Genomic DNA, 26,924 nt, shown 5'->3' with positions numbered 1-26,924 from the left:
CGGATTATACGCATCAGTCAACATCCTCTCTTATTTTTTAAAAAAAACCGTTAGTTTCCATTTCCCGATTTCAAGCAAGTTAATCCCATGTCCGTGATTATATCGTAGATAGACAAACCCCCTACGCCGTATGGACGCAGAGGGTGTCCTTCATTCAAAATCAGTTATTTCCAGTGTTGGTGAGAGTGCTGTCGGATTTTCTTGAATGATGGGCAATTCGACTGTAAAGCTTGAGCCGGCGCCTTCTGTCGAATCGACGTGAATCATGCCTTCATGGGCACGAACGATTTCTTGACAGATTGCAAGTCCAAGTCCTGTTCCACCAATTTTTCGGCTATCGGAATTATCGACCCGGTAAAACTTGCTGAATAACTCTGGCAAGGCGTGACGGGGAATACCGATTCCTTCATCTTGAATCCGAATCCGCAATAAGTCATCGGCAGGTTCGATTCCAATCGTAATCGCGCCGCCATCCGGTGAATACTTGATGGCGTTGTTGATTAAATTACCGAACAGTTGTCGCATTTTTTGTTCATCGGCTTGAATCATTTCGACTGCTGCGTCATCCGTCTCGAGCAAGACAGTATGAGTTTGAGACGAACCGACTTGGAACTCAGCGATTTCACGAATCATCGCTACGACGTCAAGCTCTTTAAAATGATAGTGTTGCTGACTGGATTCCATCCGTTGTACGTCGAGGAAGTCATTGACGAGTCCCGTCAATCGCTCAGTCTCGGCATGAATCGTTTCGAGATAGCGTTGTTGGCGGTTAGGTGTCAACTCTTTTGCTAACATCAGTTCCGTGTAGCCAAAAATCGAAGCGAGTGGTGTCCGCAACTCATGCGACACCGTCGAGACGAATTCCGACTTCATCCGGTCGACTTCTGTTTCGACCGTGACGTCACGCAAGACGAGCATCGTCCCACGGAAACGTCCACCGTAATGAATTCCTTCTGCATAGAGCGTGACGAAACGCTCCTCTTTATTAAGTGATAGCGAAAGACTTTCCGTCGGTACTTGATGACTGCAGACTTGATTCATGTATTCAAGGAATGCCTCGTGTTGATCGACTTGAACCGCCAATTCTTCAATTTTGACATCGAGCGTCATCAAACCCTCGTCATTGAACTGATCGTGCGCTGGATGATGGAACAACGCAAGCAATGGACGATTGGCAAAAATCCGGTCTTCTTCGATATACATGACTGCCTCACGAATCGAGTGTAGCAGTTTCGATGTTTTTTCACGTTCCCGCTCAATTTCATCGAATACACGCATCCGTAGTAAGGACAAGGCGAGCTGACGAGAGAACGACCAAATTTCAGCCGTTTGGTCTTCATTGAATTGATCACGGTAACGGACAAGATAGATGCTTGCAATCATCATGTTCGTCGATGGGTCCATGACGGGTACGACCGTTTCATACATGCTATAAGGGTACGGCAACGGATGATCACTCGTCACTTGTTTCGTTGAACGTACGGCTTTTTTATGCATGCGCGCTCGCTCAAGTAGAGAAAGTGATGACGTCAAAAGTTTCCGTTCTTGATCGACCGTCATGCCGTAAGAGACGATATCCGTATACTCGTCCTCGTCAAGAAAGACAATCGCTCCGAACTCGGCATCTGTAATCGAGATTAATTTTTCGATCATGGCAGGATAAGCTGTTAACGTCTCGCGTGAAGCGAGCGTTTCTGTCAATTCATTCCGGTACCGCAGATGCGTCTCATTGCGTAACGTCACATCAAGCGCTTCTTCGAGTTCTTCTTGTTGTGTTTGAAGCTCCTCTTGTTGGGCAACTAACTCTTCTTGTTGACTTTGTAATTCATCGTTACTTGAGACGAGTTGCGATTTTTGATTTGAAATCGACGCAGCCATTAAATTAAATGTCGTCGTCAACTCGCCAATCTCGTCTTTTGCATTTAAGACCTCAATGGGTGAAGCATCTTCACCTTTTGCTAATCGACTGCTCTCTCGGTTCAATTGACGCAATTGACGTGTAATTTTCGCGACAAATGGTCGAACGAATAACACGATGATGAATAAAAGAACCGCTAAGTTAATTAAGCCGAGAACTTGAGATGAGTTAACTTGTGTCCCTAGTCGATTTTGGGCAGCGAGTTCCTTCTCATTTAATGAATTACGATAATCCGTAAAGACGGTCTCCATGTCAACGATACTCGAACTCATGTCCGCAGCACTTTTCGTATCGATGTTAAATTTCCGTTCCTCATCCAGGTTCGGTGTTTGCGTGACTTTACCGAGCGTCGCCATTTGTAAGAACGGTTCTTCGACTTCACCGTCTTTTTTAGCATCAACATAATTAATCAGGCTCGGCATGACGCGCGTCGTGTAGGCGTCATACAGCTCCCGTGCATCATTCGCGTATTGCTCTTCTTCTGCAAATGCCGCATTTTTTTCGAACCACGTCGTTTGTTGATCGATATTTTGTTGTTTCGTTTTAATTTCCTCTAACATTTCATCGTCTCCAAGTAAGACGAATCCCCGCATCTCATATTGAAGACTCTGCCACGATTCATATAAATTCGTCGCATTGGTCCGGTGTTCGTTTAACGTCGCTAGTTCTTGTTTAGCTTCTTGCACCTGCTGTTTCGTATAGAAATATACACCTGCTGATGTCAGCAATAACATTGCTAAAATAATATAGAAAGCGGACATGATTTGGCGTCCGATTGTTCGATTAAGCCATGTTCTCATAAACGATCGATCCTCCCCCTTCTCCTCTAGTTGAATAATACGTATAGGAGATACCTGTCCTTTCTATTGTAAAGGTTTTTTATACTTTTCCATTAAATATGCTCATTTTTTTTTACTTTTCATCTAATTTTAATAAAAATAGTTGTATGTTACAAAAACATGACAAAAAGGTTCGGATTCACTCCTTTTTCGTCAGAAAAAATGCCCCGCCACATACTCGTGACCGGACATTCTTGTTCATGCATGATGCGAATGGTGTGTCGAATGATGATGGATAGGTGCTTCATCTGCCAAGATTTCGCCGTCGAACAGACCAAGCCTTGCATACTGTGCCGTGATGTCTTGTTTCGTCATCTCGGTGATTTGGTCTGTCGTGCTGATCAACGTTGAGATTCCTTTCACCAACCGGACCGGTTCTAAATTTGTTTTCTCGACCGGAAACGTCGACAAGGAGCGGAGATAGGCGACGTAGGCTTGTGCCCCTTCTTCCGTCGGTGTAACGAGCTCAGAAGCGTGATGGCGCAAATGATTCGTCAAACTGCTTGTCGAGACGCCTTTCGTGACGGCACTGATCAAGGCAAAAGCCATAAAAGACAAGATTGCGATAAAAAAGATGACCATGAAGACCGGCATGTCTGAAAAGAAACTTTCTCCTTCCACGTAAGCCATCGTTCCTCCCGCTTTCAGCAGCGACAGGAACGGACCCGAAATACTACCTGACATGAAGATTTCCCCCTATTTCGTTTGATATCTGTTCATACGCAAACGACGCACAAAAGGTTTCTAGTTCTTTCCATCTCCAAGTAAAACTTCCGCATTAAACCAGTCTTCGACAAACAATGACCCGGCCGGTCCATCAATCTGATAGGAATACAAAACGGAAAAATCGCCTTCTGTCATCATCGGTAAGGTCAGTTCCCGTAAGACCGCTTTGACTTCTTCTGTCATCCTCGTCTCATACTGAACAAATCCGTCTTCCCGCGTTTGCTGTTCTTTCAAATATGGCAACAACAGTGCTTTGCCAAATGATTGGGGGTCATCGATGACTTCAGCCACTACACCGAATAGTTCTTCCGCTTCAAAAATCAAATCATCGGCTTGTCCGATCGTCACTTCATCGGGAAACCAAACCGTCAATTTTGTTCCTTCCTTCAAAAACCGTTCGAATATCGGAATGAACGCCCTGTTCTCCATTAAATCGTAATGCATCATGACTCTCCTTTCATAAACTCGAATTTTAATTGATCGCGCTCTAGATACAACATCGCCTTGAATGTCCGGCCATTTTTCTTCATCTCGAGCGGTTTTGTTTTTTGAGTCGTTAAGATTTTTTTGACTTCCGCCTGTGTCACGCGCGCTCCGAGGATTGTTTTCGGTAATGTAAAACCGCAGTTCGTTTTTTGATACCCGCTGCAGCCATAAAACTTCCCACGATCAAGCACTTCCGCCTGACAGAGCGGACATGGTCCGACCGGGCGGTTCGTTGCGGCGGCGTGACGCGTTTTTGATTTAACTTGCGACGGATCGACGTGCAGTTGCTCGACACGCGACTTCGCATCATCGACGAGGTGTTGCGACAGTTTTTTCGCTTGTTCGACGAACTGGGCAGCGGATGCTTCCCCTTTACCGATTTGGTCAAGCCGACTTTCCCACTTTGCCGTCATCTCAGGTGATGCCAAGATGCTCCCGCTGACCGCCTCGATTAAAATCCGACCTTTTGCTGTCGGATGGATCTCTTTTTTCTTCAGCTGGATGTAATCGCGTCGCTTTAATCCGTCGATGATTCCGGCACGCGTCGCCTCCGTACCAAGTCCCTCGATTTCTTTCATGATCGCCTGTAATTCATTTTCAAGGACTTTCCCCGCTGTCTTCATGCCGAGGATTAATGTTCCTTCCGTATAGCGTTTCGGTGGCTCCGTTTGTTTTTCAAGTAACTTTGCCCCTTTAATCGGGACGTGTTGTCCGTGTTCGACTGCCGGCAGTTCGACTTCCTTCGCCTCAATTTGCAAGACTTCTTTGAAACCGCGCGCAATCGTCCGGCTACCTTTTGTCAAGAAACGATCCTGCTCCCTCGTCGTGATGATGTCTGTTTTTTCAGCGCGCGCGGGGGGTGCAAAAGCTGCTAAAAACCGCCGGACGATTAAATCGTACACTTGTGCATCACGCCCCGATAACTTCGCGACCGCTCCCGCTTCTTCTGTCGGGATGATTGCATAGTGATCACTGACTTTCGCAGAATTGACATACCGTTTATCGTGTGTGGGATCTTTCGTCAAAATTTCCTTCAGTCCACCGTATTCCGGTTGCTTCAACAGTCGATTCAAAATCGTCGGGAACTGACCCGCTTCTTCCTTTGAGACGAACGATGAATCCGTCCGGGGATAACTGATCCAACCGCGAATGTAGAGTTTTTGAGCGATATCAAGTGTTTCTTTTGCGCCAAGTCCGAACCGTCGACTCGCTTCCGTTTGCAACAACGATAAACTGAACCAGAACGGCGGTTTCTCGATTTGTTCCGTCTTCGTGATGGACGCAACGATTCCTTCCCCCTTCGTCCGTGCCTTGATTGCTTCCGCGAGTGCCCGATCGGTCAGCTTCGTCTGTTTTTTTTGATCGATGTATTTTCCTTTATACAGCGAAAAGTCAGCCTCGACTTCAAAATAGGTTTCCGGCTTGAACTGTTCGATTTGTTTCTCACGTTCGACGATCAAGGCAAGTGTCGGTGTCTGGACACGCCCAAGCGAAAAGACATCGGCAATGCCTTTTTTCTTCAGTAACGTCGTATAGGCACGCGATGCATTCATCCCGATCAGCCAATCGGCGCAAGCGCGGCTCATCGCCTCATGAAAAATATTTTCCGTTGCTTTTCCGTCCAGTAGATTCGCAAATCCATGATCGACGGCTTGCGGCGTCAAACTTGAAATCCACAGTCGCTCGATCGGTTTTGCATTGTTAGCCAGGCGAAGAATTAATCGGACGATTGCCTCTCCCTCTCGCTCGGCATCAGATGCTATAATGATGGAAGTCGTCGTCCGCTCGTTCAACAGTTTTTTTATGACTTGAAACGCTTTGCTTTTCCCTTTAGCGAGCCGGTAATCGAACCGTTCCGGAATGATTGGCAGATGGTCATAGTTCCAGCGTTTCCATTTAGCATCATAATGGGCCGGTTCCTGTAATTCACAAAGGTGACCGACGGCGTAAGCCAGTTTCGCCCCACTCGGGAAACGCTCACACGGTTTGATTTCGATGTATCCGTCCCGCTTGACCGATGGATACGGCGCTGCGAGCTTTTCAGCCTGTTTTGGTTTTTCCGCAATGATCAATTGCATTGTTACACCCTCATTTCCTAACTACAGACACGTGGAGGTACTCATGCCGTATTTTACTTTGTTCATGGCGTTATTCTTTATTTCGACATCGGCTATTTTCGTGAAATGGGCAGACACGCCAATCGAGGCCGTCGCTTTTTTCCGAATGTTATTCTCGACGTTTCTTTTACTGCCGCTCATTCAAGTTAAAGAATTGTTCAGCCTCAGTTCCTCAACGATCCGCCACATGATTTTAAGTGGCGTCCTGTTAGCCGGGCACTTTTGGTTATGGTTTCTCTCTCTTGATTATACGACAGTTGCCAGCTCAACGCTCTTCGTAACCGCCAGTCCCATCTTCGTCTTAGTCGGGAACGCCGTCTTCTTTAAGCAACACCCGTCGCGAAAAGCGTTGTTTTTCGTCGGCGTCGCCCTGATTGGCGGCGGACTGGTCGCATACGGTGATATCGCCGTCGGAACACGTGCCTTGATTGGTGACGGGCTGGCCCTACTCGCGACGATTTTAGTCGCCGGATACTGGTTGCTCGGGCAACACGTCCGGACAAGTGTCTCGACGAATACATATTCCTTTGCCGTCTATGCCGTCGCGTCCGTCGTCTTGCTGCTGTTCTCACTGATTCAGTCCGTCGATCTCGTCTCGGCGTTTCAAACGGATTGGTTGATTTATGTATTGCTCGCCATCTTCCCGACGTTGCTCGGGCATAACTTGTTCAACTGGGCGCTGTCCCGTGTCAGTGCGAGCATCGTCAGCATCACGATTCTCGGTGAAGCGGTCTGGGGAATGATTTTCGGGTACTTCTTATTCCAGGAATCGCTGACTTGGATTCAAATCACGGGTGCCGCGCTACTCCTTGTCGGCATCGGTCTGTTCTTACGCCGGAATGAAAAAGACATCCGGGCGCAACTCGTCGCACGTGAAACGGCGACTTCTGTTACTGAATAAGCAAACCGCTGAATGTCCTCCTCTCACCTGCGAGTCGGACGTTCAGCGGTTTTTTTAGTTTGGTTTATCGTCCGGACGAACTTTTGGTAAGCGGAACGTCATCGCGAACGCGACGAGCGCACACAATACACCGCCGATGAAGACGAGCCGTAACCCGTCTGCTAAGGCCAGTTCCGCCGCCGTATGGACGGCATCTCCATACCGGTTCGCCGTCGTCGCTTGGAAAAACGGATCAATTGAATAACCGGATAATATTTTCGAATCGTTAAACGCTTGAATGATTGATAGATTAAAAATCGTCCCGAAGATGGCGACACCAAGCGTTTGTCCCGTCGTACTCAAAAAGGAGTTGACGGCCGTCGCTGAACCACGGAGCGAGCGACCGACTGATGTTTGCAAGACAACGATGAAGACCGGTTGCGATAAACCGAACCCGATTCCAATCAAGGAAACCGCAAGATAGAGGAACACATCACTCGTCTCACGTGAGATGAAGACTAAAATCAGCATCCCGACGACGAGTAGCCCCATTCCGGTCATCGTTCGATAACGGGGTGACGCCGTCCCAATCGATCGACCACCGATGATTGCCGTAATCGTCCAAAATAACGAGAGCGGCATCAACATAAAGCCGGCTTCAGTCGGACTTTTTCCGAGGACGCCTTGTGCGAAAATCGGGATATAGGCTGACATCGAGACAAGCACCCAGGCGGAGAAGAACACTGCCAGATTGATCACGGCAATGACCGGATGTTTGATAACAGCCGGCGGTAAGAGTGGATCACTCGCTTTTTTCTCGGCTTGATAGAAAAAGAATAATAAAACCGCACTGATCAAAAAACTACCGATGACCGTCGGACGTAAAAATTGTTCCGCTTCACTTCCTGATAACAGACCGTATAGTAACGCACTCATCCCGACCGCAAACAAGAGCGCTCCCCGATAATCGATTTTTCGCGACGTCTCCTTCACGGTTTCCTTGTAGAAGACGACAATCATGATGAACGACACAAGCGCAAACGGAACGTTCAACAGGAAAATATACCGCCAGGATAACGATTCGACTAAAAATCCACCGAGGAGTGGTCCAGCAACGCCGGATATCCCCCAAACGGCACTCAAGATTCCCTGAATTTTTCCACGTTCTTCATATGTATATAAATCGCCGATGATCGTCATGGCAATCGGCAGAACCGCTCCTGCTCCGATTCCTTGGACCGCGCGGAAAATGATTAGTGTCTCCATCGACTGCGCAAGCCCACACGCTAACGAAGCGAGTGTAAAAACGCCAATTCCAAATAACAAGACGCGTTTCCGACCGTATAAATCAGCCATCTTCCCGTAAATCGGCGTCGATACTGCCATAAATAAGAGAAATCCTGCAAAAATCCAACTGACGAGCTTCGCCCCATTTAATTCACTTGCCATGACGGGTGTTGCCGTCGCGACAATCGTTCCTTCGATTGCCGCTAAAAAAGTTGCTAACAACAGCGCAATCGTGACATTTTTTCTCATGCTTCCGCACTTCCTTTCTCTTTCTTATCATACCGGTTCTGCCCCTTGTTTCGAAAGTAAATGCTTACTCGGCAGGATTCAAGGGAACAATAGGGAATGGTACAATTAGAAAATGATTCAATTATGTGAATGGAGGATTTTGTTATGTTACGAAAAACAGCTTTAATTACAGGGGCTTCTGGCGGAATCGGACTTGATCTTGCCGTGCTCGCAGCGCGCGACGGGTTTGATTGTGTCTTAATCGCCCGAAACGAAAAAAAATTAACGGAACTTAAAAATGTTCTTGAAAAACGTTATCAAATCAAAGCCTATACGTTCGCAGCAGATTTATCACAGGCCGACAGCGTCTCACGTGTTCTGACGTACCTCGATGAACAAGAATTGACTGTTGATTTGTTATTCAACAACGCTGGTTTTGCGACATCCGGCCGTTTCGCGGAAATCGATCCATCGGAAGACATCGACTCGATTCATGTGAATGTCGTCGCTTTAACGGAACTGACGAAACGTTTATTACCAGGTATGGTCGATCGTGGCTTCGGACGTATCTTGAACGTCGCTTCCGTCGCTGCTTTCATGCCGGGTCCATACATGAGCGTCTATTACGCAACAAAAGCCTACGTCCTGTCCTTCTCTGAAGCACTCGCTTCTGAACTTGATGGTTCAGGTGTTACGGTTTCATGCCTCTGTCCGGGACCGACGGATACAAACTTCTTTAATCGGGCGAACATCACCTTGCCTTTCCAAAGCATGCCGTCACACCTCGTCGCCTTCGCGGGTTACCGCGGTACGCTTAAAGGGAAACGTGTAATCGTTCCAGGCGCGAGCAATCGGGCAATGGTCTCACTGGCTAAATTCTTACCTCGCCGTCTCTTGACAGAATTAACAGGTCGCATCCAGGATCCTGCTCGTCAAGATCAAGACACAACGGAAGAAGATCTCGCGTACTCCAATTAATCGACGCTTTCCTAAAACAAGTCCCGCTAGCCGAGCTAGCGGGACTTGTTTTATAGAGGAGACTTTTTTTAAAGGTTTAATGTATTTGTTTTTTTCGCTCAAACCGATTCACAAATTGTGTCCGGAGCGTCTTCGGTAACGAAGTATAGCGATACAGATAACGAAACGTGACCGCACTCGTCACCATGAGCATATACCCCGTCGCTAATACGAGTAACCACGCAACACATCCTAAAAAGAGACCCGCTTCAAAGTAAAGTTGTGACATCAATGCCCCTTCAGCGGACGTGATGAGCATCGCTGCCGGAAAAATTGCTGCAGCCAGTAAATAAAAGCCCGCATAGCGTCCACGAACAGTGTGTTTTAACAACAGAATACTGCCAAACAGTAAACAACAACTCGACATAAGTAACAATAAGACGACATATGGTAGTGACACGGATGAACTAAGCATCTTTTTTCACTCCAATCGAATCAGGTTAATGTTCTTTACCCGCCTTTCGGTCGATTGAGTGCAAAATCCGTAAAAAAGTCGGATGAAGTAATAAAATAAAGCAAACATTTCCGATTCCATGTACTAAATCAAATACCCCGCCTGTGACGACAAGTGTCAAAAAAGCTTCTCGTGAAAATGCTGTAAAAATTAAAAAGCCGAGGTTGCTGATCCAGCCATACAAAAATCCGGCGAGAAGCCCGTAACAGGCTAACAGCCATTTCGATTTCAATAGCGGTACGAGTCCGACGAGACTGATTGCCATGTAAGCAAGCGCTTGAAATAAAACGAACGGTCCGCTCCCTAAGAATAAACTCGACAGGACGACGACCAACAAACCCGCGACTGCACCGACGACCGGACTGACGTAGACGGCAAGTAACAGAACGAGTGCCGTGGCCGGTTGAATGTTCGGCAGACTCGAAAAAAGAATCCGTCCGACAATCGCCGCCGCAGTGACGAGCGCGATGAAGCGTAACATCGCTTCTGACAGCGGTCGACGCTCAAAACGGATAAACAGAATCAAAATGGACAGACAAGCGAGGAGAATCAGTCCCATCCATATAACCTACTTTGTTCTAAAAAAGTAGCCGCCGGACCATCAAACGCAATTTCACCTTGAACGAGATAAAGGACACGTGTCGCGTGACGGATTAAAAAGTCGTCATGCGTCGCCATCACGACTAACTTCATTGATTGTTCGACGAGTGTTTCGACGAATCGCTGCCGTTGTGCGTCCGTTAATCCTGCTGTCGGTTCGTCAAAATAATAAGCATCGTCGCTCCAGTCAAGCCGTTCAAACAATCGCTGTTTTTGTGAAGCGAACGTGCCCGGTCGACTGTCAACTTGAGGCGCAAGGGCCGGATGCGCAGGCAAGTAATTCTTTCGCCCGCGTCGTTTCACTTTTCCATACAAGGGACGCTCGACGCCGAGTAAGAGCCGTAGCAACGTCGACTTCCCACTCCCGTTGGCACCGACGAGCACCACTCGTTCCCCTGCCGCTAAACTGAGGCGGGATACGTCTAACGCATAGCGCGTCTGCATCGGATAACGATGTTCGACGGCCCACATCTCATCATAGAGGTCTCCTTGAGTTGCTTGCTCGAACACAATCTGTTCTAAATCCGCTTGATCAGTGACTGAATAATAGATACGACATGTAAAACGACGTTCCATCTCACTCAGCAAATCGACCAATCGCCGTTTTCGCACGTGATCTAAAAACAGGAAGGGATTGTCTAAGAAAAGACTTGGCGGTAACGAAGCGAGCGCATATCCAACTGAAACGAGTTGCTGCTCTCCGGATGATAACTCACTTACCTCTCGCTCAAAGAACGGTTCTAGTCCGAGGAGTGTCGTAAGTTCTCCCGCGACAAACAGACTTGTTGTCGCTAGTAAATCACGGACTCGCCCATGTAGCAGTCGTTCCGGATAGATGATGGGCTGTCCCGCTTCGGCCGCGAGACGCTCAAGCTGTCCGGTCGCTTTGCTGTCGTTTGAAATAATCGTTGGCATCACGAAAAGCTCCTTTCGAACAGAGTAAAATCATCGGCAATACGACTGCACCAACATAAGCATACGAGGTCAACAACAGACTGCTGACACTAAGCAAAATCACACCCGTCCGAATGTCACGCAGCGTTAGTTTTCGAAGTCTGCTCGGTACGGCGTCAATCGGTAATAAATGATACATCGCCATTCGTTCTAACTGCTCCGATAATGAATGATGCCGATGGCTCATCTTCACTTCCGGCCATGTCCGGAGCAAAGACGGAATTAGTGCAAGCACGAGCCCGGTTAGTCGCGTCAGTCGTGGTAACATCCGAAACAAAGGTCCCATCTGTTCGAGACGAACAAGCGTGAACACGAGTTGACTTGACGTGATAAATAAGGTGATTTGTACGCTGACCGCCAGAATCCCAATCACATCAATCGATGCGCCATAGAGAAGTGGAACCATCATCATCAATGTATAGAGTAGCGGTAACATGAGATAACGAAAGACCTCGAACTGACGAATGGTAATGAAAAAGATGAGATGGACGAGCGCGAGCATTCCTATATGATCCTGCAAGACGAACGGGACCGATAGCATCACCATCAAAAAAAGAGCAACATTCAATGGATGAAGTCGCTCCCGTTCTGTCTTACTGAAAATAAGCCATTGCATCTTTTTCAAATCGCCATTCAAGGCGATCTCCGTCTTGAAGTTCGTAACTTCCCGCTCCGACCTCACCCGGTTTTTCATTGACGCCGAATACCCAGCCGCTGCTTGCTCCAGCTGACTTTTCTCGAACTCCCTCGACGGCTGTGACATAAGCCATCTCACCTTTTCCTGTTTTGACGACATCTAACTTCGTTTCTTCGAGCGCATCCAGCGCCGTCTCTTCTTGATCAAAACACATTGCTTCCTCAAACAACGTCTTGTCCTTTGCATGGTTGACGACCGAGACGTCAACCTTCACGTCGCAGGCCTCTGTTTTCGAGCTCTTAGGCTCCGCTTCCTCAGAACACCCTGCTAAGATAAGTAAACTTCCCGCTAATATCCACTGTTTCATCGAACGACTCCCTTTCGCCTTGATGTCTCAAAGCTGTAATTGTACAACAAAATCTTTTTCTCACGAAGGGATTGTCCGTCCGCCCGCAAATAGGTCAAGCGAATTGCGTTCGCGAGGACGTCTTCTCCTGTATTGACATAAGGGATCAACTCCCCTTGATCATCAATTAATAACACGGTCGCATCTTGTAGACTAAACGTTTCATAAAGACCATCCATATCCATCTCGACATACGGTGTCTTTGATTCATGTAATATTTGTTTAATCGACAGCTGGCGTAACGTATCAAACGAACGAGACGCATCAATCAGTTTCTGGTAATACGATTCGAGCGATCGTTCCATCACTTCTTCACGTGGTCGATACGTGATTGTGCCTGTGATTTCTTGATAGGAAATTTCATAGCGGACGAACCGCTTCGGGCTTTTAGCAATGACTTCGAACGTCGCATTCCGCAAATTGCCACCCTGGTCAAATAATAGTTCGCTTTGCTCGAGCCGTAACGACTCATCTCCGACCCGCTTCTCAATTTGGTTCAACAAGTGATTGAACGACTGATCCGTAATCATCACTCGCCCAATCTGTTGTGTTTCTTCACGGACTGTAAACGTATCAAACGGACCGGCGAATAATTGCAATAAAAAAAATAAAAATCCGAACAAGGCCATATACCGTTTGTAGCGTGAGTTTTTTTGCGGATGAAGCACGATTAAAAATAGAATGATTCCAAGTGGTAACTGAATATCATAGACTGGAAATGAAACGGAACCTAAGCAGGCATAAAAGACAAGTTTCATGTAGAGATAACGTTCTTTTTCCGTCCTTTTTTCTAGTAAGAATGCGAGTAGGACGGCTGCTAATAAAAAGAGTGCCCACCGAATCAATACGTCCATCACTTACGCCTTCACTTGGACGGATTGATGATCCACCATGAGATACGATTCAGGGAATACTTCCCGTGCTTCACGTTCTAAGTGATCCTCTTGCTCGACATAACGGGCTGAGACATGTGTCAATAATAATTTTTTCGCTTCCGCTTGTTTTGCAATTCCCGCCGCCTGACGTGCTGTCGAGTGTCCGAAACGTCCCGCATGTTCTGTTTCGGTATCGGCGAACGTCGCCTCATGAATCAACACATCGACTCCCCGCGCTAAGCGGATGCTCGCTTCGCAAGGTGTCGTATCGCCTAAGACGGCCAACTTCACGCCTGGTTTCGGTTGCCCTAAAAAATCTGATGACTCGTAAAGTGTTCCCTCAAACTCGAACGAATCGCTTTGTTTAATTTGTTTATAGAGTGGACCGGACGGAATACCGTGCTCCTTTAAGCGATCGACGAGCAACATCCCTTTTTCTTGATGCCCTTCGATCCGGTACCCATACGCTAAAAAACGATGCTCAAGTGCGGCGACCGTAATCGTAAAACCTTCATGTTCGTACGTTTGACCCGCTTCGACTTCAATCACGTCTAGCGGATAGCGTAAATATGTCCCTGTGACACGAAGTGTCGCATCGAGCCATTCCTGTAACCCCTTCGGTCCATAAATCGTCAATCGTGTCGTTCCTTCAAGCGCTGCCCGCGTACTGATGAAACCGGGCAAACCAAAAATATGATCCCCGTGAAGATGAGTGATGAAAATCGTGCTGACTTTTCGTGGTTTAATCGGACTGTATAAGATTTGGTGTTGCGTCGCCTCACCACAATCAAACAACCACGTCATCTTCGGGTGCATCAAGGCGATTGACGACACGTTGCGTTGTTTTGAAGGCATACCTGCTCCTGTACCTAAAAAATAAAATTCCATCTTTTTCCCCTTTTCGTAAAATTAGCATTTTTCATACACAAAATACATCTTTCACACAATGAATCATGGTAAACTGTACCCATACTGATTCGAAAGGTGGTTTTTTCCATGACCAAAATCGAACGGACCTATGCACGAATCGTACACGAAGCCCGGATGCTGAACGAGAACTATCGGCAAAAGTACGGCAAGTCGATTCAGATTCAAGAAATCGCGACGACCTTATTATGTACTGAAGAATTTGTTCTTGAGTCAATGGAGTTCGTCGAACGTCCTCAATTAACTTAATCGTAAACGAACAAAGAGTGTACCGCAATATAGCGGTACACTCTTTTCATTATCTTCTCACTTATTTGTGATGTAATCGACGAGCGTAACACATAGTTCTGCCGTCTTGACGAGTTCTTCGATCGGCATTCTTTCATTCGTCGTATGGATGTCTTCGTATCCGACGGCTAAGTTGACGGTCGGAATACCGAAACCAGCGATGACGTTCGCATCTGAACCGCCACCTGAATGAAGTAAACGCGGTGTCCGCCCAAGTTGCGCGATTGCAGCTTTCGCAACTTCGACGACTTGATCTCCGTCTTCGAACTTGAAGCCAGGATACATGACTTTGACTTCGACTTCAGCACGTCCGCCGAGTTCAGCGGCTGCTTCTTCAAAGGCAGCTTTCATTTTTTCTGTCTGGGCTTCCATCTTCGGTGCAACGAGTGAACGTGCTTCTGCGAAGATTTCTACATAATCGCAGACGATGTTCGTCGATAGACCACCACCACTGAATCGGCCGACATTTGCTGTCGTCTCTTCATCAATTCGACCAAGCGGCATTTTCGCGATGGCTTTTGCAGCAATCGTAATGGCAGAGACACCTTTTTCAGGCGCAACCCCAGCATGTGCCGTTTTGCCATAGATTTTAGCATTCACTTTCGCTTGTGTCGGGGCAGCCGTGATGATATCGCCCACTTTACCGTCTGAATCAAGGGCAAACCCATAGTCTGCATCGATTTTTGATGGATCGAGGACCATCGCCCCGACAAGACCTGATTCTTCGCCAACTGTGATGACGAATTGAATCTGTCCGTGCGGTTGCTTCGTTTCATTCAAGACGTGGACCAGCTCGATGATTGATGCAAGACCCGCTTTATCATCTGCCCCGAGGATTGTCGTACCATCCGTTTTGACATACCCATCCTCGATGATCGGTTTAATCCCTTGTCCCGGGAATACCGTATCCATATGTGACGTGAAATAAATTTTATCGACACCGTCTTTTGTTGCTGGAAGTGTGACGATTAAGTTATTTCCTTTATGTTCCGTTTTCGATGATGCATCATCTTCAAAGACGTCACATCCGAGTTCTGTGAACGTTTTTTTCAGATGGGCACAAATCTGTGCCTCTTCTTTTGATTCTGAATCGATTTGGACTAACTCTAAAAATGTATCAAGTACACGTTTCTCATTGACCATGCTAGATTCCTCCTCATGTAAGTACTATTCGACTAGCGCTTTTTCAGTATACCATCAACTGACTGATTTGCACTTCAGAAGGGTTGTTTGTACAATAACAGTAATTACGTTTGCATTTTAGAAAGGAGTTGCACCTGTCATGTCACGCCCATCCAAACAACAACGTCTCATCAAGTGGACGACGATTGCGATCTTAGCAATCTTCTTACTTGGTACTTTTGCCTCGACGATGTTTTATTTCTTCTGATCTCGCGACGAAACGCTGCTTTAATTGTAAATATTGCTCCGTTTCTTGCAACATGTGCAACAGCGCGGACCGGACTTCGAACTCTTCACGCGTCGTCGGTAACGGCGAAGCACGGAAGGTCGCGAGTAAGTCCGCCAGTTCTTGTAAAAATAACCTTGCGTCGGCCTCCGGACGGACATTGTCACCAATCGTCCGAAACAGGTCGGCGACTTTTTTGCCTTCTTCGACGATTAACACCAAATCATCAACATTACGGACGATCCCGCGGAGCAGTTCGAACTGTTGCTCCCGCATCCGGAAATAGCTGTAGTCCTCGTCATCATTTCGACGACCGATGGCATTGCCCATCCGTTTTAACGAAGCGTCCTTTCCTTCCCGCAACAAGCGTTCCGTTTCTTCGAGCGTCAGCGAATGATGATTGATCCGCCCCGTCTCGATCGCCGCGGCGACTTCAAAGAACAAAGCAGCAATCCGTTTATCGATTTGCTGACGGCGCTCCGTGATGACACGGTCAAGGCTCGGCATATACATATTGACGAGTAATCCGACACCGACGCCAATCAAAATCAAGTAGACTTCATTTAAAAAAATCGCAAGGTTGAGTTGTCGTGCCGTGTAAAGATGCGTCAAGATGACGACACTCGTAATAAAACCGTCCTGTAGACGGAGGCGTTGCGTTAACGGAAGGAATATAATGAAATAAAGTGCTAAAGCAACTGGCCGATAACCGATGATTTCGAAAATCAGGAAACCGATTCCGATGGCAAGAATCGACGCCATGATGCGTTCGTACGATGAACGAATTGATTTTTTCCGCGTCGCTTGAATACTCAAGATGGCGATGATGGCGGCGAAAACATAGTAGTCGAGTTGCATCTGCTCTGCAATCCACATCGCAAGTGCGGCTGCGACGGCCGTTTTTAAAGTCCGATATCCAATGAACATCGAGTTCCCCCCCTATTCTTTGTTAGACTACCTATCCTTTACCCAAGTTGTCTATCGATTTTTTGAAGGACGTGATTTTTTGAGTACACGCACGATTCGTCCCGGCCGTCCCGCAAAAAAAGCGGGATCCCTGAAAGGACTGTTATTTTTCTTTTTGCTCGGGATCGTTCTATTCTATTTGTTGAAGGACGATCCACCGTCCGTCTTAAAACCGGCTGCTCCGTACATCGCTGAAAAATATCAAGAAGGTCAAGTCGCGACGGAACAAGAATTCGATACCTTCAGCGAAGCGAAAACCTACCTTGGTGACGACCGTGGTGCCGTTAAACGAACCGAGGATGACCGTTATCTCTACTTGACTGGTCCCGGTATCGGGATCGTCGACGAAGGTGGTACGCTCAACATCTATCAAGACGAATCGTTAAAAAAACGGTTGACATATGTCGCGTCCGGTAGCCGTTTAACACTGCGCGACTTCGGTCCAGACGTCAGTCGGATTGAAATTGCCGGTGTCCGCGGCTTCGTTGCGTCGGATCGGTTGACCTTGTATCCCCTTGAACGATCGACGAACCGATCGTTTTACGAACGAACGGGTGATACGTTACGTCACTACATCGTCGCGAACGCCGGACTCGGCGGCTGGATTACCGTCGGACGTGCCCCAAAAGACATTTCGAAGCGGACGACCGACTATGTCGAAGTGACGACATTGACGAAAGATTTACGGAAACCGACTCCTTTGTCCGCAAAAGAGCTTGATGCCTTCATCAAAAACAATGCGCCCGATAGTCCGTTGATCGGTACTGGGAAGACGTTCAAAAAAGTCGAGCGTGATTTTGATATCAATGCCGCCTATCTCCTCGCTCATGCGATTCATGAATCAAATTACGGTCGGTCGACGATTGCCCGTGAAAAATTCAATCTGTTTGGCGTCAATGCGACGGATATTGCACCTGGTCAAAATGCAACGGCTTATAAATCGCTTGACGACTCGATTCGAAAAACGGGTCAGTTTATCGCCCGCGACTACCTCGCGACGGATGGTAAGTACCACCGTGGACCGTTCCTCGGAAATAAAGCAAAAGGAATGAACGTTTTTTATGCATCGGATCCTTACTGGAGCGAAAAAATCGCTGGTATCCTGTACAAAATGGACGCCTTCTAATTCCGAGATATGATACACTAATGGGCGAGACATTAACCATTGAGGAGTGATTCAGCATGGAAAAAGTATTGATTTTTGGTCATAAAAATCCGGATACGGATACGATTACGTCAGCAATCGCGTACGCTGAACTGAAGAAAGCATTAGGTGTGAATGCCGAAGCGATACGTTTAGGCGAAATCAATGATGAAACACAATTCGCACTCGATCAATTTAAAATCGCTGCACCGCGTCTTGTTACGGCAGTCGCTGCCGAAGCATCACACGTCATTCTCGTCGACCACAACGAACGTCAACAAAGTGCCGACGACATCGCTGACGTCACGGTCACAGAAGTCATCGATCACCACCGGATTGCGAACTTTGAGACATCAGATCCGATCTACTACCGCGCTGAGCCCGTCGGTTGTACGGCAACGATTTTGAACAAACTTTATAAAGAACATGGTGTCGCGATCAAACCGGAAATCGCAGGTTTGATGTTATCGGCAATCGTTTCCGATTCATTGTTGTTCAAGTCACCGACATGTACGGAAGAAGACATCGTCGCTGCACGTGAACTTGCAGAAATCGCCGGTGTCGATGCAAACGTCTACGGTTTGAACATGCTCAAAGCAGGTGCTGACTTATCGAAAAAATCAATCACAGAATTGATTTCACTTGACGCAAAAGAGTTTTCGATGGGCGCACACAAAGTCGAGATTGCTCAGGTCAATACGGTCGATACAGCTGAAGTGTTACTTCGTCAAGCTGAGCTTGAAGAGCAAATCAATACGATCATTCTCGAAAAAGAACTCGATCTGTTCGTGTTCCTCGTGACTGACATCTTAACAAATAATTCAGTTGCGCTCGTACTCGGACAACAAGCACCACTCGTCGAACAAGCTTATGGAATTGAAGCAACCAACCACCTCGTTTACCTCGAAGGTGTCGTTTCACGGAAGAAACAAGTTGTTCCAATCCTGACAGATACTGCCGTTAGTTCAAAATAATCGACTACAAAAAAGAAGGAGTTCACTCCTTCTTTTTTGAATACTAATAATGAATGGTTGTTCATTCAGACTAAAGGGGGAGAAGTTAATGGCACAAACGATCATGGTGACAGGCGGTACGAGCGGTATGGGGAAAGCAATGGCACTCGCCTTAAAAGAAGCCGGCTGGAACGTCGTCGTCACAGGACGTGACTTGGAACGGTTACAACAAACGGATCATGAACTAAAGCAGATTGAGGGGGAGCATCTGACCATTCAAATGGATGTTCGTGATACCGATGCCTGTATCGCGGCTGTCAATCAAGCACGGGAAACGTTCGGTCGCTTAGAGGCACTCGTGAACAATGCGGCCGGAAATTTCATCTGTCCGACGGATGAGCTGTCTCCGAACGGATGGAAGACGGTCATCGACATTGTCCTCAATGGGACATTCAATTGTTCACACGCGCTTGTCAAAGGCTGGCAAGAAGATGACGTCAAAGGTGGACAGATTTTAAACATCGTCGCTTCTTACGCGTGGCAAGCTGGAGCCGGTGTCGCTCCGAGTGCTGCCGCAAAAGCCGGAGTCTTGAATTTGACGCGGACGCTTGCCGTCGAGTGGGGGTATAAGTATCATGCCCGCATCAATGCGATCAGTCCGGGGCCGATCGAACGGACGGGTGGTGCCGATAAACTGGCGATGTCACCGGAACACGCGGAACGAATTCGTCGCAATGTACCACTCGGACGGTTCGGGACACCGGAAGAAATCGCTGGACTCGCCGTCTGGATGGTCTCCAATCAAGCAAGCTACTTAAATGGAGAATGCATCGCACTGGACGGCGGTCACTGGCTGAACAAACAACCGTTCTGACTATCACAATCACCTTCCGAAGCGGGAGGTGATTTTTTCATTTCGTTTCTCCTCTAAAAATTAACTATGTTTATAAATCATTATCGAAAGGAAAAAAGAACAATGGAATAAGGGAGGAATCAGTTATGTGGATGGCTTTAGGTTGGGGCGCACTCGCCGGGGGCGCAGTCGTCATCGGGGCATTGATTGGATTATTTTTACCGATGAAGCAACGGTACATCGGATATGTCATGTCATTCGGTACGGGGATCTTGATTGGGGCAGCGACGTTCGAACTGCTCGACGAAGCCTTGAATAAATCAACGACGTTCATCGTCGCTATCTCGTTCATCGTCGGTTCTCTCGTCTTTACAGGATTTGATTTTTTTGTTTCTTCGCGAGGTGCGAGTAAACGGAAACGTTCAGGCGGCGGAAACGAAGGGACCGGCACCGCCATCTTTTTCGGAACGATTTTAGATGCGATTCCGGAATCGATCATGATTGGGGCAAGCTTATTGTCGGGGAATGTCAGTGCGGCACTCGTTGCGGCGATTTTCGTCAGCAATATTCCGGAAGGTCTCTCGAGTACGACCGGACTTCAAAAAGACGGATTTTCGAAGAAAAAAATCTTAATCATGTGGGGTGTCGTCTGGTTGATTTCTGCCCTCGCCTCGCTCGCCGGCTATTCCGTGCTTGCTAACCTACCCGATATGCAATTTGCGATGATCGGCGCCTTCGCAAGCGGTGGCATCATCGCGATGCTCGCTTCGACGATGATGCCGGAGGCGCATGAGGAAGGTGGCACGATCGTCGGACTACTCGCCTCACTCGGTCTCATCACTGCCATCATCCTTAGCTGAAGCTCGGTGATTTTAAAAGAGCTTGACGATAAGGACCGAGCTAGAAAGTGCCGGTGAATCCGCATCATTTACGGATTCACCGGCACTTTTTGCGCACAGGACGGAACTATCGGAACAGAGAGCGCGGACGGATTGAGTCTTGAATCAACTCTTGTGTCCGTTTTTCACAACTCCCACTCCGTCTGAAAACGTTCCAAAAATTCAACCATGAACGCATGCCGTTCCTCTGCGATGCCTTTTGCCGTTTCGGTATTCATCAAATCCTTTAACAAAAGTAACTTCTCATAAAAATGATTGATTGTGCTCGAAGGACTCGTCCGGTCTCCCGGCTTGCGTGGTCTTAAACCGGGTACATGCATCGGTGCTTGGGTCAATGCTCCATACTGGAAGGTCCGGGCGACCCCGATGGCACCGATTGCATCTAACCGATCTGCGTCCTGGACGATTTTCCCTTCCAGCGTCTCAAGTGGTGGACGGTCCCCCCCTTTAAATGACATCCCATCAATGATTTGAAGGATTTTCTGTTTCCGAGTGTCTGAGACTTTCCCGGATAAAAACGCATCGACGGAAGAAAGTGTTCCGCCGAGTTTCTCGTCCGCGACATCATGCAGGAGTGCCGCCAGTTCAATCGTCAGCAAATCCCCGCCTTCCGTCGCAGCAATCTGTAAAGCCATCTTCCGGACCCGTTCGATATGGGCATAGTCATGTCCTGAAAAATCCGTCGCGTGAAAGGCACGGACGAACTGTTCCGTTTCGTTAATCATAAAAATCCTCCCACTCCGTCTGCAACAATCCGTAAAGCAACATGTCATGCCGCTTACCATCCCGTTTTAAAAATTGCCGGTACGTGCCTTCGTGGACGAAGCCGAGTCGTTCGTATAATGCAATCGCACGCTCATTATAGGCAAAGACCGTCAACTGGATCCGCTCGAGGTTGAGCTCATAAAAGGCGTATCGCAGTAATAGCTGTAATGCTTTTCGCCCATACCCTTTCCCGGTTTCACTTGGGTCGATTCCAATCATCAACCAAGCCGTCCCGTTCGACCATAAGATATCTTCGAGGGAGACGATACCAATCAGACGCTCGGCATCCGTCCGACGAACGGCGAACCGAAACGTCTCATGGGCATCACTCGCAAGCATCCCGTTGATTTTTTCATCTGACAAGAAGCGATATGGTGTCGCACTCAAGTTTCGTGCAAACGTCGCATCGTCAAGAAAGCCCCGATAGACGTCCGTATCTGCCGCTTGGAAACGTGTCAGCCGGATGCCTTTCCCCTCTAGTAACTTCACTTCATTCATCCTCCTCAAAAAACGCCACCCCCTTGATGAAAGAGATGGCGGTTATGTGTTATAAGACTTTTTCCAAGAATTTTTTCGCACGGTCGGTTTTCGGATGATCGAACAACTCGACCGGTGTTCCTTCTTCCATCAAAATGCCTTCGTCGAGGAACAGGACACGGTCGGCGACTTCTTTTGCGAAGCCCATCTCGTGCGTGACGATGACCATCGTCATCCCACTTTCCGCGAGTTGCTTCATGACATCGAGGACTTCATTGACCATTTCCGGGTCGAGTGCTGATGTTGGTTCATCGAACAACATGACGTTCGGCTCCATCGCGAGGGCACGCGCGATCGCAACACGTTGCTTTTGACCACCGGATAGCTGGTTCGGGAAATTATCCCGTTTTTCAGCGAGACCCACGCGTTCAAGTAATACTTCGCCACGTTTGATTGCGTCCTCTTTTGATAAACCGAGGACATTGATTGGGGCATAAATTAAGTTATCGAGCACTGACTTATGAGGGAACAGGTTAAACTGTTGAAACACCATCCCGATGTTTTGACGCGCTTTCGCGATATTCGCTTTCGGTTTTGTCAATTCGAAGCCGTCGACATTAATCATTCCACCTGTCGGTTGCTCCAAAAGGTTGATACAACGTAAGAACGTCGACTTCCCTGAACCCGACGGTCCGATAACTGCGACGACTTCCCCACGGCCGACTGTCGTCGTGATGCCTTTTAATACTTCTAACTTTCCGAACTGTTTGTACAGATCGGTGACTTGAATCATAGGTTCCATCTGATTACCCACTCTTTCTCATAGCTTTTTCGACTTGTTGACCAATCAAGGACAATCCCATGACAAGGACGAAATAGACGAGTCCCGCAAATAACAAGGGTTCGAAGTACAATGCTTTTTCTCCACCGACGACTTGCGCTCGGCGCATAATATCGAGAACACCGACTGTCGAGACGAGTGCCGACTCTTTTGTTAACGTAATCATTTCATTCATGATGGCTGGTAAAATGTTTTTGAACGCTTGCGGTAAGATGATTGACCGCAATTGTTTCATGTATGGGATACCGAGTGCATCCGCTGCTTCCCATTGTCCACGATCGACTGCTTGAATTCCTGCCCGGATGATTTCCGAGATGTAAGCACCCGAGTTTAATGAAAAGGCGATGACAGCGGATTGATAGCCTGTCGTGACGTAACCTGTCAGTTGCGGTAAACCGAAGTGAATGATTGCCAGTTGCAAAATCAAGGGTGTTCCACGAAAGACTGCCGTATACGCGTGTCCAATGAAGCGAATGAATTTGCTTTTCGTAATTTTAAGGGCTGCCACGATGATTCCGATCAACATCCCTGCGACGGCAGCGACGAGCACGACTTGGAACAGAACTGGAATCCCTTGCAGAATATATGGGATTGAATCTTGAATCTTTGTAAAGTCTATCATAACCAAACTCCTAACGTCGCGCAAAAGGGATGGGTTTACCCCCACCCCTATGTGCTTCTCTTATTTTGCTTCTTTTTGGAACCATTCTTCTGCAAGTTTGTCGATTTCACCCGCATCGATCATCTTTTTCAACTCTTTGTTGAACTCGTCACGCATCTTGTCGCCTTTTTTGAAAGCGGCGGCTGAACCCGTCGGTCCGTCTTCTTTAATTTCATACGTTTTTAACGATTCGTCTTGATCCATGTATTTGACCGCTACAGCATCTTCGATGATGAGCGCATCAATCCGACCCGTATTGAGTTCTTGAATGATTTCCGGAATTTTATTCAACGAGACGGCTTCGCTGTCTTTATAACGATCTTTTGCAATGCCTTCTTGAATCGATCCAAGTTGGACGCCGATTTTTTTACCTTTCAGTTCATCTTCCGAACTAATCGCTTCGTCTTTTGTCATGACGAGGTTCTTTGATTCGAAGTAAACATCTGTGAAATCAGCGTTTTTCTTCCGCTCGTCTGTCGGTGTCATTCCTGCCATGACAAAATCAACCCGACCTGAGCTGAGTGCTCCGAGTAAGCTACCGAACTCCATGTCTTCAATTTTCAAATCATAACCGAGGTTTTTTGTAACTTCTTTTGCGATTGCGACATCAAATCCAACGATGTCGTCCCCTTTCGCCGTATCGATGTATTCAAACGGGAAGTAATCTGCTGACGTTCCCATCGTTAATACTTTACTGTCATCACTTGAACCGCCTGATGAATCATCTGATGCACCACATGCTGCCATCGTAAGTGCGAGAATGCCTGCCATTGCCGTTGCTACTAATTTTTTCATGAATAAATTCCCCTTCCAACGCTCAATTGTCAGAACTTTAACAATAGTATGACTTATGTTTTTTTCTAATTCAATACTAAATAGCTCTGATCCGATTTATTACTTTTAGGATATACGAATATTTATTCATTGTAAAGTATAATTATCTCGTAATAATGCATAAATCGATTCTTTTTATACAAAACATGAGTAAATAACCACTTTTGAATCCGCTTACATTTTTATTGCTATCCTCGGATTTTAATCATGGGTACTTTCTAACTCGAAAAAGGGGATGCTATTGATTCGATTCGTCTTTCTTTTTTCATTGCTCTTTCAATAAGTCGGCCTCTGCTTCAGGGGGACTGCTAAAAAAACATCTCTTTCGCGCACACTCACTTTCACGACAAATTAAAACCGTGTTTCAATTAAGAAACACGGCTCTAGACTGTAGTCAAAGTGCCATTGGGCGATAAAAGCGTTTTTTTCGTTGCTTTCCTCGGGCGAGGCGCAAGCCGTTGCTCCTTGGTCCTAATGGACAACGAGCAGGGTCTTGCCTGCCTCTGAAAGTGCGTTAAAAACGCACTTTTTCCCGTAGGAGTCAACGAAACGTGACGCTCTTTAGGAAATACCGTGAAGGAAATCCAGACATGCAGACGGTTTAGAGCGCAATCTGTCTTGAATCGCTTTAGAACCGCGAAAAGCGAATGGATCGCACCTAGATGTCGCATGTTCACTCTTCATAAGCGTTTGTATACATGCTGGAGCCGTGTTTCAATTAAGAAACACGGCTCCAGTTGATTCACTTATGCGTAAATTTCAATCAATGACTCTAATTTTTCAACAACTTCTTCTGCAGTAAACGATTCGATGTCGAAACGTTCAACCATCGAAAGAATGTTGCCATCTTGCATCAAAGCGAATGATGGTGATGAAGGTGGATACCCTTCAAAGTACTCGCGTGCCCGGTCCGTTGCTTCACGGTCTTGTCCCGCAAACACCGTTACGAAATGATCTGGCTTCACGCCTTCCATTCGATTGACGTAAGCAGCTGCCGGGCGAGCAATCCCACCTGCACATCCACATACTGAGTTGACAAGGACAAGTGTCAATCCTTCACGCTTCATCGCGTCATCGACGCTTTCAGCTGTCGTTAATTCTTCAAAACCAGCAGCTGCCGCTTCTTTACGTGCTGTCTGGACGACGTCTTCAAAATACATTTGGAAATCCATCGGTCTAATTCCTCCCTTATTCGTTCTCTTCCTTATTGTACGAGTTTAGATGAAATCTGTCCAAGTCTGCCGCTTAATTCTTGCGCCAAATATGGTTTCGCATGTAGTAGATCACGGAAGGCGACGTAACGGTCAATTTTTTCTTCCGACGGCTGACGGTCATTTTTATACGCACGAATCAAGACATTTTTTGGTGTATGCTCTAAATCAATGAATTCAAGCAATTGTGTCTCGTAACCGACGAGCGTCAAGATTTCGGCACGGATCGAATCCGTCGCAAGCGAAGCGAACTTCTCTTGAATCAGCCCGTGTTGCAACATGACGTCGAGTGGTGAACAGTCGAGTTGACGATTGAGTTCTTTTTGACAACACGGGACACTTAAGATGACAGACGCATTCCAATCAACGGCGCGGGCAAGTGCAACATCCGTTGCGACGTCACAGGCATGAAGCGTCACCATTAAGTCAACCTCTGTATCTTCGTTATAATCATGGACGTCCCCGACACGAAACTCGAGATTCGTATAGTCGAGATCGCGCGCAATCGCTGTACATTCTTCGATGACTTCTTTTTTGAGATCAAGTCCGGTCACTTTCAAGTCGAAGCCTTTGACGACACTTAAATAATGATACAAGGCAAACGTCAAGTACGATTTTCCACAACCGAAATCAAGAATCCGTAACGTTCGGTCTGTCGGTAACGCGGAAATACTATCTTCGACGAACTCCAGGAACCGATTGATTTGTTTAAATTTATCGTACTTTTGCCGTTTGACTTGTCCGTCTTCCGTCATGACACCGAGTCGGACTAAAAACGGAACGACGACACCATCTTCAAGGAGATGACTTTTTTTACGGTTATGCGACAGTTCTGCTTGCAGGGGTGACTGTTGCGTTGTTTTTAACGATACTTTCATTTTTTTGGATAACTGGAACTGAACTTCTTCCGTCTCGAAACGGAATAAAAATTGACGGAATTCCTCCATCAATCCGTCGAGTCGTTCTAAAAATTCATCAACCGACAAATTTTCGTGTTTAATTATCCGTTCATATTGAAACTCTAACTGGATTGCATACGTATCTTTCAATAGAATCGGTTTTAGTTTGATTCTTCGAAGATCATTCGACTTTTGGCGCGGACCACTAATCGTTGCATGCACGAGAGCAGCAGCCTCGAGCTTTTGAGTGAGTAATTCTTTTACTTGGTGTAATTCCACTGTAGTCCCGTCCTTTTCTGATTGTTCTTTCGAAACTGTAGCAAATTCCACCCTATTCGACAAGTAAGGTATCTTCATCATTAAAGGAGGAACGA

28 protein-coding genes are annotated in these 26,924 nt (G+C 47.0%); 7 read left to right on the top strand and 21 right to left on the bottom strand.

Annotated elements, in window-relative coordinates; translation table 11 throughout:
- Nucleotides 1–150: 150 nt before the first annotated feature.
- From KNP94_RS01620 to KNP94_RS01605, 4 genes are all read right to left on the bottom strand, one after another.
- Nucleotides 151–2,718, bottom strand: coding sequence for an ATP-binding protein (locus tag KNP94_RS01620; RefSeq protein ID WP_215115106.1), 2,568 nt, complete (start codon nt 2,716–2,718; stop codon nt 151–153).
- 237 nt (nt 2,719–2,955) lie between these two features.
- Nucleotides 2,956–3,441 (bottom strand): hypothetical protein, encoded by a 486-nt coding sequence (locus KNP94_RS01615; RefSeq protein ID WP_215115105.1) that lies wholly within the window; start codon nt 3,439–3,441, stop codon nt 2,956–2,958.
- 60 nt (nt 3,442–3,501) lie between these two features.
- Entirely contained in the window at nt 3,502–3,927 is a 426-nt protein-coding gene (locus KNP94_RS01610) for a hypothetical protein (protein ID WP_214805203.1), read from the bottom strand.
- Complete coding sequence (locus KNP94_RS01605; protein ID WP_214805201.1) at nt 3,927–6,047, bottom strand: type IA DNA topoisomerase; 2,121 nt, start codon at nt 6,045–6,047, stop codon at nt 3,927–3,929. Before KNP94_RS01605 ends, KNP94_RS01610 begins: the two co-directional genes overlap by 1 nt.
- Nucleotides 6,048–6,090: 43 nt before the next feature.
- Here KNP94_RS01605 and KNP94_RS01600 point away from each other — a divergent pair, with 43 nt between their 5' ends.
- On the top strand, nt 6,091–6,987 hold the full coding sequence (locus KNP94_RS01600; RefSeq protein ID WP_088836658.1) for a DMT family transporter: 897 nt from the start codon (nt 6,091–6,093) through the stop codon (nt 6,985–6,987).
- 54 nt (nt 6,988–7,041) lie between these two features.
- On the opposite strand, the gene KNP94_RS01595 is transcribed toward KNP94_RS01600, so the two are convergent.
- Nucleotides 7,042–8,502 carry an MDR family MFS transporter gene (locus KNP94_RS01595; RefSeq protein WP_088836657.1) on the bottom strand — a complete coding sequence of 487 codons (1,461 nt, stop codon included), beginning with the start codon at nt 8,500–8,502 and terminating at the stop codon, nt 7,042–7,044.
- 144 nt (nt 8,503–8,646) lie between these two features.
- Between KNP94_RS01595 and KNP94_RS01590 the strand changes: the two genes are divergently transcribed.
- Complete coding sequence (locus tag KNP94_RS01590; protein WP_088836656.1) at nt 8,647–9,459, top strand: SDR family NAD(P)-dependent oxidoreductase; 813 nt, start codon at nt 8,647–8,649, stop codon at nt 9,457–9,459.
- A 76-nt stretch (nt 9,460–9,535) separates the two neighbouring features.
- On the opposite strand, the gene KNP94_RS01585 is transcribed toward KNP94_RS01590, so the two are convergent.
- From KNP94_RS01585 to rnz, 7 genes are read right to left on the bottom strand one after another with little or no spacing between them, the layout of a single operon-like run.
- A complete protein-coding gene (locus KNP94_RS01585) occupies nt 9,536–9,913 on the bottom strand; it encodes a hypothetical protein (RefSeq protein WP_088836655.1) in 378 nt (125 codons plus the stop codon).
- 25 nt (nt 9,914–9,938) lie between these two features.
- Entirely contained in the window at nt 9,939–10,511 is a 573-nt protein-coding gene (locus tag KNP94_RS01580) for an ECF transporter S component (protein ID WP_214765349.1), read from the bottom strand.
- Entirely contained in the window at nt 10,502–11,467 is a 966-nt protein-coding gene (locus KNP94_RS01575) for an ATP-binding cassette domain-containing protein (protein WP_214771585.1), read from the bottom strand. The genes KNP94_RS01580 and KNP94_RS01575 overlap by 10 nt, the downstream gene beginning before the upstream one ends.
- Entirely contained in the window at nt 11,421–12,122 is a 702-nt protein-coding gene (locus KNP94_RS01570) for a hypothetical protein (RefSeq protein ID WP_214765353.1), read from the bottom strand. The genes KNP94_RS01575 and KNP94_RS01570 overlap by 47 nt, the downstream gene beginning before the upstream one ends.
- On the bottom strand, nt 12,100–12,510 hold the full coding sequence (locus KNP94_RS01565; protein WP_214765355.1) for a DUF4430 domain-containing protein: 411 nt from the start codon (nt 12,508–12,510) through the stop codon (nt 12,100–12,102). The genes KNP94_RS01570 and KNP94_RS01565 overlap by 23 nt, the downstream gene beginning before the upstream one ends.
- The gene (locus KNP94_RS01560) at nt 12,507–13,403 is read right to left on the bottom strand and encodes a hypothetical protein (RefSeq protein WP_214805197.1); all 897 of its coding nucleotides are present in this window, start codon (nt 13,401–13,403) and stop codon (nt 12,507–12,509) included. Before KNP94_RS01560 ends, KNP94_RS01565 begins: the two co-directional genes overlap by 4 nt.
- 3 nt (nt 13,404–13,406) lie before the next feature.
- Nucleotides 13,407–14,312 carry a ribonuclease Z gene (gene rnz, locus KNP94_RS01555; RefSeq protein ID WP_214765358.1) on the bottom strand — a complete coding sequence of 302 codons (906 nt, stop codon included), beginning with the start codon at nt 14,310–14,312 and terminating at the stop codon, nt 13,407–13,409.
- A 108-nt stretch (nt 14,313–14,420) separates the two neighbouring features.
- Between rnz and KNP94_RS01550 the strand changes: the two genes are divergently transcribed.
- Complete coding sequence (locus KNP94_RS01550; protein ID WP_029333114.1) at nt 14,421–14,600, top strand: hypothetical protein; 180 nt, start codon at nt 14,421–14,423, stop codon at nt 14,598–14,600.
- A gap of 57 nt (nt 14,601–14,657) precedes the next feature.
- Here KNP94_RS01550 and KNP94_RS01545 read toward each other — a convergent pair whose 3' ends face one another.
- Together KNP94_RS01545 and KNP94_RS01540 are read right to left on the bottom strand one after the other, a co-directional pair.
- Entirely contained in the window at nt 14,658–15,782 is a 1,125-nt protein-coding gene (locus tag KNP94_RS01545; RefSeq protein WP_215115104.1) for a M20/M25/M40 family metallo-hydrolase, read from the bottom strand.
- A 205-nt stretch (nt 15,783–15,987) separates the two neighbouring features.
- Nucleotides 15,988–16,974, bottom strand: coding sequence for an aromatic acid exporter family protein (locus KNP94_RS01540; protein ID WP_214805195.1), 987 nt, complete (start codon nt 16,972–16,974; stop codon nt 15,988–15,990).
- Between the two features lie 79 nt (nt 16,975–17,053).
- Here KNP94_RS01540 and KNP94_RS01535 point away from each other — a divergent pair, with 79 nt between their 5' ends.
- From KNP94_RS01535 to KNP94_RS01520, 4 genes are all read left to right on the top strand, one after another.
- Nucleotides 17,054–18,139 carry an N-acetylglucosaminidase gene (locus tag KNP94_RS01535; protein ID WP_088836646.1) on the top strand — a complete coding sequence of 362 codons (1,086 nt, stop codon included), beginning with the start codon at nt 17,054–17,056 and terminating at the stop codon, nt 18,137–18,139.
- Nucleotides 18,140–18,195: 56 nt separating this feature from the next.
- Nucleotides 18,196–19,131: a manganese-dependent inorganic pyrophosphatase gene (locus KNP94_RS01530; RefSeq protein ID WP_029333110.1), complete on the top strand. Its 936-nt coding sequence runs from the start codon at nt 18,196–18,198 to the stop codon at nt 19,129–19,131.
- 88 nt (nt 19,132–19,219) lie between these two features.
- A complete protein-coding gene (gene fadH / locus KNP94_RS01525) occupies nt 19,220–19,984 on the top strand; it encodes a 2,4-dienoyl-CoA reductase (protein WP_214765360.1) in 765 nt (254 codons plus the stop codon).
- A gap of 125 nt (nt 19,985–20,109) precedes the next feature.
- Complete coding sequence (locus KNP94_RS01520) at nt 20,110–20,823, top strand: ZIP family metal transporter (protein ID WP_088836644.1); 714 nt, start codon at nt 20,110–20,112, stop codon at nt 20,821–20,823.
- Nucleotides 20,824–20,987: 164 nt separating this feature from the next.
- On the opposite strand, the gene KNP94_RS01515 is transcribed toward KNP94_RS01520, so the two are convergent.
- From KNP94_RS01515 to KNP94_RS01485, 7 genes are all read right to left on the bottom strand, one after another.
- On the bottom strand, nt 20,988–21,587 hold the full coding sequence (locus tag KNP94_RS01515) for an HD domain-containing protein (RefSeq protein WP_214765362.1): 600 nt from the start codon (nt 21,585–21,587) through the stop codon (nt 20,988–20,990).
- Nucleotides 21,580–22,116, bottom strand: a complete 537-nt coding sequence (locus KNP94_RS01510; RefSeq protein WP_239456859.1) for a GNAT family N-acetyltransferase — start codon at nt 22,114–22,116, stop codon at nt 21,580–21,582. Before KNP94_RS01510 ends, KNP94_RS01515 begins: the two co-directional genes overlap by 8 nt.
- A 58-nt stretch (nt 22,117–22,174) precedes the next feature.
- Complete coding sequence (locus tag KNP94_RS01505; protein WP_088838454.1) at nt 22,175–22,897, bottom strand: amino acid ABC transporter ATP-binding protein; 723 nt, start codon at nt 22,895–22,897, stop codon at nt 22,175–22,177.
- A gap of 13 nt (nt 22,898–22,910) precedes the next feature.
- On the bottom strand, nt 22,911–23,567 hold the full coding sequence (locus tag KNP94_RS01500) for an amino acid ABC transporter permease (protein ID WP_088836641.1): 657 nt from the start codon (nt 23,565–23,567) through the stop codon (nt 22,911–22,913).
- Nucleotides 23,568–23,627: 60 nt separating this feature from the next.
- Nucleotides 23,628–24,401, bottom strand: a complete 774-nt coding sequence (locus KNP94_RS01495) for a transporter substrate-binding domain-containing protein (RefSeq protein ID WP_088836640.1) — start codon at nt 24,399–24,401, stop codon at nt 23,628–23,630.
- Nucleotides 24,402–25,186: 785 nt separating this feature from the next.
- On the bottom strand, nt 25,187–25,612 hold the full coding sequence (locus KNP94_RS01490) for a BrxA/BrxB family bacilliredoxin (protein ID WP_029333102.1): 426 nt from the start codon (nt 25,610–25,612) through the stop codon (nt 25,187–25,189).
- A gap of 32 nt (nt 25,613–25,644) precedes the next feature.
- Nucleotides 25,645–26,829 (bottom strand): class I SAM-dependent methyltransferase, encoded by a 1,185-nt coding sequence (locus KNP94_RS01485; protein ID WP_088836639.1) that lies wholly within the window; start codon nt 26,827–26,829, stop codon nt 25,645–25,647.
- Nucleotides 26,830–26,924: the final 95 nt, after the last annotated feature.

The organism is Exiguobacterium sp. s80 (assembly GCF_018618725.1).
Lineage (GTDB): Bacteria > Bacillota > Bacilli > Exiguobacteriales > Exiguobacteriaceae > Exiguobacterium_A > Exiguobacterium_A oxidotolerans.
This window is presented reverse-complemented; position numbering and strand designations above follow the sequence as displayed.